7 protein-coding genes are annotated in these 10,029 nt (G+C 49.9%); 4 read left to right on the top strand and 3 right to left on the bottom strand.

Annotation, left to right across the window (positions count from 1 at the left end):
• Positions 1–159: 159 nt before the first annotated feature.
• The 3 genes from JOD20_RS04370 to JOD20_RS04360 form a co-directional block, all read right to left on the bottom strand.
• Positions 160–861, bottom strand: a complete 702-nt coding sequence (locus JOD20_RS04370; protein ID WP_204754092.1) for a cysteine hydrolase family protein — start codon at positions 859–861, stop codon at positions 160–162.
• 64 nt (positions 862–925) lie between these two features.
• Complete coding sequence (locus JOD20_RS04365) at positions 926–2,794, bottom strand: NAD+ synthase (RefSeq protein ID WP_204754091.1); 1,869 nt, start codon at positions 2,792–2,794, stop codon at positions 926–928.
• Positions 2,795–3,097: 303 nt separating this feature from the next.
• Entirely contained in the window at positions 3,098–3,820 is a 723-nt protein-coding gene (locus JOD20_RS04360; protein ID WP_204754090.1) for an NUDIX hydrolase, read from the bottom strand.
• Positions 3,821–4,665: 845 nt separating this feature from the next.
• Here JOD20_RS04360 and hpf point away from each other — a divergent pair.
• The 4 genes from hpf (at position 4,666) to JOD20_RS04340 (ending at position 9,997) form a co-directional block, all read left to right on the top strand.
• Positions 4,666–5,226: a ribosome hibernation-promoting factor, HPF/YfiA family gene (gene hpf / locus JOD20_RS26850; RefSeq protein ID WP_204754089.1), complete on the top strand. Its 561-nt coding sequence runs from the start codon at positions 4,666–4,668 to the stop codon at positions 5,224–5,226.
• A gap of 96 nt (positions 5,227–5,322) precedes the next feature.
• Positions 5,323–5,829 carry a phosphohistidine phosphatase SixA gene (sixA, locus tag JOD20_RS04350; RefSeq protein WP_204754088.1) on the top strand — a complete coding sequence of 169 codons (507 nt, stop codon included), beginning with the start codon at positions 5,323–5,325 and terminating at the stop codon, positions 5,827–5,829.
• A 124-nt stretch (positions 5,830–5,953) separates the two neighbouring features.
• Positions 5,954–7,906, top strand: a complete 1,953-nt coding sequence (locus JOD20_RS04345; RefSeq protein ID WP_204754087.1) for an ELWxxDGT repeat protein — start codon at positions 5,954–5,956, stop codon at positions 7,904–7,906.
• Positions 7,907–8,086: 180 nt separating this feature from the next.
• On the top strand, positions 8,087–9,997 hold the full coding sequence (locus tag JOD20_RS04340; RefSeq protein ID WP_239583706.1) for an ELWxxDGT repeat protein: 1,911 nt from the start codon (positions 8,087–8,089) through the stop codon (positions 9,995–9,997).
• Positions 9,998–10,029 lie beyond the last annotated feature (32 nt).

The raw sequence follows: 10,029 nt of genomic DNA, 5'->3' as shown, positions 1-10,029 counted from the left end.
ATCGAGGACGTTCTGCGTTAAGCCAAGGGGTTTAGGGTTCATCCTTTCGGCATGCATCATCACAATCCGTTCATTTAACTAGCAACAGTGGTTATATAAAGCCAACAAAAAGCCCCTCTCCTGCTTAGCAAGCGAGGGGCTGTGGAGAAATTTAAGACCCTATTTCAGGGCTTTGACGACTTCCACACCATTGGCGGCCATATGGTGCAACGAGAACACATGATGAAAATCGCCAGGATGAGCATATAAACCAAGCTCGCTGGCCACTTCCAGCGGCGTGTCGTAGGTATCAACACATTCGGCGGGCAAGACCACGCGGCGCTGGACGTTGCGCGCATTGGCATCCAAACGCAAGAACATCGCCAATTGATAGACACATAAATCCGAGCAATCGCCAGTCACGATGTAGGTGTCAACTTCGGGATGCTCAGCGACCCACGCTGGGAAGCCAGTGCTCAAAGCAGCGCTCAACGAGTTCTTTTCGAAAATCGTAAAGCTATCGGCAAATGGCAAGGCCCGCAATTCGGGTGCGGTATCGGCTTCGTTCGTGCCGCGCAAACAGTGCACCGGAAACGCGCCGAATTCTACTGCATCGGCTGGATGCGCATCTTGCGGCAAGATGAAGTGGCGCACGCCGCCAGCATGAGCGGTTTTGAACAGCTCAGCAATCGGCGCAACGATGCTTTGTACCCGTGGGCTAGATAACGCGCCATCGGTGCAAAAACCCACAATAATATCCACACAGGTCACCGCTACCCGATCAGCGCCAGCGACCAGTAAATCGTCGAGTGGCAATTCGGGCAAGTTGGCGTACCAGTTATCCAAATATTCCAAAAATCCTTGGCTATTCTTCGCAAGCATGGAAACTCCCTTTGAAAGGATGAAGTATGAATTGTGAGCTTAACTATTTCATCCTTCATAATTTCTAATAATCGACTGGCCGCAAGTAATATTCGCCGATGGCGGTGCTGGAGAGCATGGCAGTGCTTGGCAAATGGCGTTTCCAGTGGGTTGTATTGACTCGCCGTTGCACAATTGCCACTTCATCGGCATTAAAACCACGCGCAACCAATTGCTCAGGCCGATAGCCGCTTAGCAAATAAGCCAACACCCGATCAGCCTTGCGATACGAGATGCCAAAATCATCTTCGTCGGTTTGGCCAACCACCAGATCTGCTGAGGCTGGCTTATGCACAATCACATCGGGCACACCGATGGCCGAAGCCAATTCCCAAACTTGGGTTTTGAATAAATCGCCCAGCGGATTGACCGGCGGCGCATCGTCGGCATGCCAGGTGTAATAACCAAACAAACGCTCGGTTTTATTGCCAGTGCCAATCGGAATACAACCAAGTTTCTGTGATTGATCAAACAGCACGATCATGCGCGTGCGAGCCATCACATTGCCGCGTCGCCGACCATCTGCATCTGGCTCAAAGGCCAAATAGCCATCAACAGCGTTGGTAATTTCGATTGTGCGCTGCTGAATGCCCAAATCATCAATCACCAACTGCGCGTGATCTAAGCTGTCCGACGATGAAGTGCGATAGGGCATGCGCACGGCCAACACGTTCTCTGGGCCAAACGCCTTGGCACACAGATAGGTGGTCAAGGCCGAATCCACACCGCCGGATAGCCCAATGACAACTTGTTTAAAGCCACGTCGAAATCCAACTTCATCGCGCAGAAACTCGATCAGCCAATTAAGCGTGAGTTCGGGATTGATGCGCAATGGCTCGTCGCTATTTGGGTCGAAGCGCGGCGCAGCAATAATTGGAAAGCTTTGCTTGCCCACCGTTGCTTTAGCGCGCTTTTCGCCTTCGCTATCGATTGTATGTTTGTGTGAGCTGGCATCGCTCAGCCCTTGCGAATCGCTGGAAAGCGCCGTATCCCAGCTGCTTTGGCGCTTTTTGCCTTCGCTGGCAGCGTTAACATCGCGCAAAATAAAGGGCAAGCGTTCTTCCAAATCAGCTAACAAAGGCAAATCAGCCCGGGCCAAGGTCAAATCGCTCAGATCAATATCGACCAACAGCACCGCTTCCGACCACAAGGGAGCGCGCGCCCGTTCATCGGAGCGTGGCCCAACCACGACCGAGCCGCCAGCAAAGCCTTTGCCGCCTTCGAAGCCGACAATTTGGCAAACTGCCAAATATACGCCATGCTCACCAGCAATCTCACGAATCCGATCATCCCAACGAGCGAGGTTGCTTGGGCGATCTTCGTTGGAGCCACGGGCAGGCGAGGCGCTAACGACATATAGCATTTGCGCCCCATCGAGCGCGGCCACTGTGCCGCTCAGCGAGTGCCATGCATCCTCGCAAATTAAAATTGCGACGCGCCCAAAGCGGGTATCGAAAGCGGCAATTTCGCGGCCAGCCTCAACAAACCGTGCTTCATCAAACACGCCATAGGTTGGCAAAAACATCTTGCGATGCACATGACCAATGCCCGCCAAATTGCTATCGCTGCCCAGCGTGGCGTATAAAGCGCTATTGTAAAAACGCTCGCGCCAACGTTCATAAAAACCAACCACAATATCCAGCGCGGGAGCGTCAGCGCCACAAGCAGCCAAATACGTCTGTTGCAAATCGTGAAACAGCTGGCCTGCGGTGAGAGCTTGTTCACGCACGCCGCCTTCAAGGAAATAGCCAGTCAAGGCAGTTTCCGGCAACATCAGCACATCTGGGCGGCGCTCGTTGCTGCCAAATTGGGCGAATAATTCGCCAAGCCGCGCTAAATTCGCAGCATAATGCCCCTTGCGTGGGCGAAATTGAGCTAAAGCTAAAGTATACATAAACACCCCTATTGAAAGGATGAAGGATGAGGGTTGAAGGATGAAGTAATCAAACTTAATCTGTTTCGATCAGCCTTCAGCGATCTAGCCTGAGATACGCAAAGCAGATCACTCGTTAGAAGGACGAAGGATGAGGGTTGAAGGATGAAGTAATCAAGCTTAATCCTGTTTCGATCAGCCTTCAGCGATCTAGCCTGAGATACGCAAAGCAGATCAATTTTTGGATCATAATTTGCGTTAAGGCTTAATATTCAAGTTTGAAAGATGTTTCATCCTTCATAATTTATCCTTCATCCTTCATAATTATCCTTCGTCCTTCTTTTTGGCTTCGCGATAGCGAAAAACAAAATCGCCTTCAATGCGTGAATCGCGGAAACGATAGAGCCGAGCTGGCCGCCCGCGACTATTGAGCAGTTTGCCAGTATCTTCGAGCAAATCCGAATCACGCAGCTTGCGATAAAAATTAGCTTTATCGAGCTTCTCGCCCAAAATTTCTTCATAAATTCGTTTGAGCTTGGGCAAGCTAAATTCCTTGGGTAGCAATTGAAAGGCCAAGGTGGTATATTCAAGCTTCGAGCGCAAACGATCAATTGCAAAGCGCAAAATCTTTTCGTGGTCGAAGGCTAAATCCTTGGGCAATTCATCGACTGGAAACCAGCGCACTGCATTCGATTCGTCGGAAACTTGCAGGGCTTGTTCTTCGGTGCGAATTAAGGCAAAATAGGCCACGCTAATCACGCGGGTGCGCGGATCGCGCCCAGGCTCGCCGAAGGTATACAGCTGCTCCATATACACATCGTGCACCCCAGTTTCTTCTTCCAACTCGCGCCGAGCAGCCATTTCTAACGATTCATCCATGTTGACAAAGCCACCAGGGATGGCCCAATGGTCGGCGTAGGGCCAATGTTTGCGCTGCACCATCAGCACATGCAAGCGCCCACTGCGTAAGCCAAATATCACCACGTCGACCGTTACAGAAGGCCGCTCGTATTTTGTCGCATCGTAGTTTTCAGCAGTTTCGGTCATAGCTGCTCCTAATAGTGTTATTATGACACAAAGTATAAACATGAATGGAGCAGTTGTCAATAGGGAGTATTAGAACATAGAACATAGAGCATATAAATTTTTATGGTTAACAATGAAGCATACAAAGCGAGCAGATATTTACTCTGAGCGCTGTAACATTTCGATAGCCAATAGCCTGAAGCATAATGTTCTATGCTCTATGCTATTTTTACCAATCCCTGATCCCTGCCCCCTGATCCCCAACCCCTATGTTCTATGTGTACTGATTCATTACGTTAACAACGATTCCCCCCTCACCCCCTAGCCCCCTCTCCCGCCCGCGAGCGAGGGGGAACCGTTGAATCAGTGCTCCCCTCGCCCGCGTTCAGTGGGAGAGGGGCTGGGGGTGAGGGAATGCACCTAATCCCCAACCCCTATGTTCTATGCTCTATGCTCTTTCCCTCGCTTTTACAATCGGATGTTGGTTCTATTGCGTTCACTTCATGGCCATAGTACAATACTGGCAACTGCTCCAAGTGAGCTGCATTCTCACACAATCAATTGCCCAAGCCCATAAGCTTGTGGTTGGTTGCAGAGAATGACGCTGGTGAACAAATTGGGTGCTGGTTATAAGCACCGCACATTCGCAACACTTGGATCGTGAACGTACAATGCAATTCAGCATTGAGAACTGGTTAAATCTCCTCGCCCTTTGGTTTGCAATGGGGCTTTGATGCGGGTTGAGGATTATGCGTAACAGCAGCAGCCAATTGAAGAACGTTCCACTAGGAGCAGCCCTTTGCCAGCTTCTTACCTTGCTTGGGTAAGAAGCTGGTGCACTTTAGGTTTTTTTAAGGAGGCGTACCGTGGAATGGAACATTAAGAGCCGTAATATTAAGCTACACGATGCGCAAAAAGCATTTATCCAAGAAAAATTAGGCAAATTAGAACGCTACCTTGACGGAATTAACGATTGGAAAGTGGAATGCCGTTTTGAAACATTGCGAGGTAGCGGCGAAACATATACCGTCCAAGTAACGTTGTTGGCCGACCACGGAATTATCTTACGAGCCGAAGAAAGTGATCGCGAGCTGTATCCAGCGGTCGAAGCAGTGCACGATAATTTGCAGCGCCAAATTCGCCGCTTCAAGGAAAAACATTATCGCCGTGGCAAATTGCGCCGCTCAGCAGGCGAAATGATTGCCGCTCCGCTGCCAGCCTTGCCCGAAGATGCGGAACAAGCAGAAGAACGCCAAATTATTCGGGCCAAAGATGTAACCTTGCGCCCAATGTTTAGCGATGAAGCCATTGAACAAATGGAGTTGCTGGGCCACTCGTTCTTCGTGTTCCGCGATGCTGAAACCGAAAAAATCCAAGTTGTCTATCGCCGTAACGATGGCAATTATGGCTTGATTATGCCACGCTAAATCGCCTTCTTGCAGCAGGGATCACATGCATGTGTGATCCCTGTTTTGCTTTAATCAGGCATAATGCAAGAGCCTTGATTTTTGTGGAGTGTGCCAATGATTTTCTATTTTGTGCGCCATGGAATTGCCGAAGATTGGGCCGAAAGCGGCCTTGATCAGGATCGGCGCTTAACCGAGCGCGGGCGTAAGCGGATTCGCCAATGTGCCCAAGCCTTGCGCTTGCTGGAAATCAAACCAGATCTGATTTTGAGTAGCCCCTTGCCGCGAGCCGCCGAAACCGCCAGCATTATTGCCGAAGCGCTTAGCACTGACCCACCAGTGCACAAAGCGCAATTGCAGCCCGATGCTGCCAATAGCGATTTTATGGCCGAATGCCTCAACGCCGGTTGTTCAAGCTTGATGATCGTTGGTCATCAGCCGAATCTTAGCGAGTATGTGGCGCAGCTTGCAGGCTATGGCACCAACCTGATTTTCAAAAAAGGCACGGTTTGCCGAGTTGAAATGCAGGGCGAGCATGGCCAAATTAGTTGGCTGCTAGCGCCAAAAGTGCTGATTGCGCTGGCCGATGCCCGCCAAGCCAAGCCCATAAAACAGAAGCATTAGCAGCTCATTTTCAGCAAAATTATAGCTTGTAAGCAAACTACAAGCCTGTTGAGAGCAACGTTTCATCGTTATCAGCGACCTAGTTGCGTATACTCACGCCTATAGTTATCTAGGAGGAATACTGATGAAACGTTGGATTCTCTTGTTCGTTGTTGTTGTTGGTTTAGCGTTACCCCAGGCGAGTTATGCCGCCGAACAGCAATGTTTCGAGCAAACTGGCTTTTGTATCGAAGGTCGCTTTCTACAATATTGGCAGCAAAATGGCGGCTTGCCAGTCTTTGGCTATCCACTCAACAAAGCAGAAGATCGCTACAATCAGGATAGTCAGCAAACTTTTTTGACCCAACAGTTCGAACGCGCTCGCTTTGAGTTGCACCCTGAGTTTGCCGCTCCGTACGATGTGTTGCTGGGACGGATGGGCGATGATTTGCTGCGTTATCGCAATCTCGATAGCTCAATGTTACCGCGTGAGACCGGTTCCAAAGTCGATTGTTTGTGGTTTGAAACCACTGGGCACAATGTTTGTAATCAGGCCAATGGCTTGGGCTTTATGCGCTACTGGCAAAGCAATGGCTTGAACGACCCAAAACTCGATAGCTTTGGCCGTTCGTTACAATTGTTTGGCTATCCGCTAACTGATGTGCAAATGGAAACCAACGCCAACGGCGATACAGTGATGACCCAACATTTCGAGCGTGCGCGATTCGAATGGCATCCCAATCAACCTGATCAATTCAAAGTGTTACTTGGCTTGGTGGGCAAAGAATCGCAGCAATTGCGCTATGGCGAAGGCTCAAGCCCCAGCAACCTCACCATGATCGATAGCCGCTTGTTTTTCACCGCTGATGATGGCGTTCATGGTCAAGAGTTATGGGTCAGCGATGGCAGCGATGCAGGCACGCGCATGGTCAAAGATATTCGGCCAACTGGCTCAAGCAACCCATATCGATTAACCGCCGCGCTTGGCCAAGTGTTTTTTGTAATTACAACTGATGCTAACGACCAATTATGGGTCAGCGATGGCACTGAAATTGGCACCAAACTGGTCTATTCGTTTATGCGCCCAGCCGTCGAACAACCAGCAATCGTTGATATTGCAGCAGTTGCTGGCGGGGTCATTGTTTTGGGCAATAGCATTGAAACTGGAATTGAGCCATGGTTCAGCAATGGCAGCAGCGCTGGCACGTATCTGATTCGCGATATTAACCCAGGCCCAGCTGGCTCGGAAATTAAAGTTGAAACCTGTTGTAATTATTATTTTGCTGGGGAATTCACTTCCATGGCCAATGGGCTGGTGTTTATGGCCAACACTGGCAGCGCTGGCAACCAACTGTGGCTCAGCGATGGCAGCAGTCAAAACACGCGCCAAATTAGCAACTTTGCAGCAAATAATGAATTTGTGGCCGAACTCGAACGCTTGAATGATCAGCAGATTATTGCAGCAGTTCAGCAACCTGAGGCTGTCCAAATTGTCCAGATCGACATGGCAACCGGCAAGCAAAGCCAACTCACCAGCCATGCCCGCTTTTACCTTGGCACGCGCTTAATCGTTTCGGCGCATAATCTGGTCAATATTGGCAACAAGGTTTATTACCACGTGGTTGATGAGCTTAATTCAACCCTCTGGCAGGTTGATGGCCAAACAGGCGCAAGCCAAATCAATTTAGCTGGCTATCAGCTTAAAAACATCAGCAACGACCAGAACCAAAGCCAATTGCATCTCCAATTGCTGAATGCTGATCGCAGCGAGGCTGGCTTGTGGGCCTGGGATGGCACGAAGCTACAACAACGCAGCGGGCTTAATATTCAACAACTGCGGATTAATGGTCAGCGCATCTTTGGGATTAGCGGCGAAACATCACCCTACCGCGTGTATGCTAACTCGACCAGCAACCAAACGCTGGCCTACCTTGGCTCGGGCTTTCATCGTTTGGCCAATAGCCCAGCGTTTGCCCAAGTAAGTCGCTTTAGCACCAATCAAGGTATCTTCTTGGCCTTGCCAAGCTTGGCTCATGGTTTAGAGCTGTGGTATAGCGATGGCAGCACGTTGCGCATGGTCAAAGATATTCGCCCATAACAAACGAAGTTCAACAGCTGGCTCCACTTGTCGCAACAGGTGGAGCCTTTATGGGCGCATCAGCACCAGCTCAGATTGAATTTAGCTTGTAAGCAAATTCGCAGTCGTTTCGCAGCAAAGCATCATCGTTATCAGTGAAAGGGCTTTCTATACTCTACGTATCGATGTAGTGGAGGAACCATGATGAAACGCTGGATGCTGTTGGGTTTGATCGTCGCAAGCTTGGGATTACCGCAAGCGAGCCATGCCGCCGAACTGCAATGTTTCGAGCAAACCGGCTTTTGCACTGACGGACGTTTTTTGGAGTATTGGCGGCAAAATGGTGGCTTGGCGGTTTTTGGCTATCCGTTGACCACAATCGACCTTGTATACAATAATGATAGCAGGCAGCACTTTCTAACTCAGCAATTCGAGCGCGCCCGCTTTGAGTTTCACCCCGAATTGGCCGCACCTTACGATATGTTACTCGGGCGGCTGGGCGATGATCTGCTGCGCTATCGCAATCTTGATAGTGCATTGTTGCCACGCGAAGCTGGGCCGCAACAAGGCTGTTTGTGGTTTGAAACGACTGGCCACAATGTCTGCAATCAAGCCAATGGGCTGGGCTTTATGGCCTATTGGCAGAACCATGGCCTGAACGATCCACAGCTTGATAATTTTGGCCGTTCGTTGCAATTGTTTGGCTATCCATTGACCGAAGTTCAAACCGAAACCAATGCCAATGGCGATAGCGTACTAACCCAACATTTCGAACGCGCGCGCTTCGAATGGCATCCCAACCAGCCCGATCAATTCAAAGTGCTGCTTGGCTTGGTTGGCAAAGAATCACAGCAATTGGTGTATGGCGAAGGTTCCAATCCTAGTCACCTGACGATGATCGATTCGCATGTATTTTTCACTGCTGATAATGGTGTGCATGGCCAAGAGTTGTGGGTCAGCGATGGCACTGACAGCGGCACACGCATGGTCAAAGATATTGTGGCAGGAGCCGAAGCGACGTGGCCAACTCAATTAGAGCCTGCCAATCACGGCGTATTTTTTGTTGTCAATCAGCAAGCAGCAGATCAATTGTGGTTCAGCGATGGTACTGAGCTAGGGACGCGGATTGTTAAAGAGTTTGAAGCCAACGCCAAGCTTACCAATTTTAAAAGCTTGGGCAATGGAGTTATTTTTTGGGCCGATGATGGCGTGCATGGCATCGAACCATGGTATAGCAACGGCACTGAAGCGGGAACCTATATGCTGCGTGATCTCAACCCTGGCAGCGAAGCTTCTGCTATTTCCGATGGCTATATAAGTTATTGGATCGATTATGCCCCAATTGATAAGGGCATGGCCTTTATTGCCTACGACAGCCAAAATGGCGCACAGATCTGGTGGACGAACGGCGAAAGAAATGGGACGCGCCTCGTCAGCCGCTTGCCTAAATCGTTTGGGCGCTTCGAGTTAGAACGCTTGGACGACTTACACCTAATTGCAACCTCAGGCCATTTGGACTATGAGCTGGGAGTATGGAATATTAACCTTGCCAATGGCGATCCTCAATTTTTGGCCAGCTACCCGATGATTGCCACCACCCGCAATCCAAACCCAGTCAGCCAATTAACCGCGGTTGGCGGAATGGTCTATTATCTGAGCAAAACCCAAAATGGCGAGCTGAGTTTATGGCGCACCAATGGCGATCCAGCCCAAACAAGCCAAATCAATCTGCAGGGCTATCAAATTGAAAGGCTGGTCGCATCAAGCGAGCAAGTGTATTTCGCGTTGAGCACAGCTGAATTTGGTAAGGTTGGCTGGTGGTATTTTAATGCGAAGAATGAACTAACCCAACTAACACCTTTGGCGCTACAGTTGCATCCTACAGGCAATCGGGTGTTTGGCTGGGAATCGCTGCCTGCTGGGCTGCGGCTGTATAGCAACGACGGACGCAATCAGCCACTTAAATATCGTGGCTCGGTGATGGGCAAAGGCACAACCTTTCCATATTCAACCAACGAGCAGTTTTTTGACCTGAGCGATTTTCAGCATGGCAAAGAACTGTGGTATAGCGATGGCAGCACGCTGCGCATGGTCAAAGATATTCGCCCATAACGATCTGATCTACGTTTAGCAATAAACTCCAC

The organism is Herpetosiphon giganteus (genome assembly GCF_016907925.1).
GTDB classification, from domain to species: Bacteria; Chloroflexota; Chloroflexia; order Chloroflexales; family Herpetosiphonaceae; genus Herpetosiphon; species Herpetosiphon giganteus.
The sequence above is the reverse complement of the archived record's forward strand: the minus strand, read 5'-3'. Positions and strand labels throughout refer to the sequence as shown.

Excerpts from the sequence above, each read along its gene's own strand:
- JOD20_RS04370 (WP_204754092.1), bottom strand. The coding sequence starts at position 861 with ATGCTTGCGAAGAATAGCCAAGGATTTTTGGAATATTTGGATAACTGG.
- JOD20_RS04365 (WP_204754091.1), bottom strand. The coding sequence starts at position 2,794 with ATGTATACTTTAGCTTTAGCTCAATTTCGCCCACGCAAGGGGCATTAT.
- JOD20_RS04360 (WP_204754090.1), bottom strand. The coding sequence starts at position 3,820 with ATGACCGAAACTGCTGAAAACTACGATGCGACAAAATACGAGCGGCCT.
- sixA (WP_204754088.1), top strand. The coding sequence starts at position 5,323 with ATGATTTTCTATTTTGTGCGCCATGGAATTGCCGAAGATTGGGCCGAA.
- JOD20_RS04345 (WP_204754087.1), top strand. The coding sequence starts at position 5,954 with ATGAAACGTTGGATTCTCTTGTTCGTTGTTGTTGTTGGTTTAGCGTTA.
- JOD20_RS04340 (WP_239583706.1), top strand. The coding sequence starts at position 8,087 with ATGATGAAACGCTGGATGCTGTTGGGTTTGATCGTCGCAAGCTTGGGA.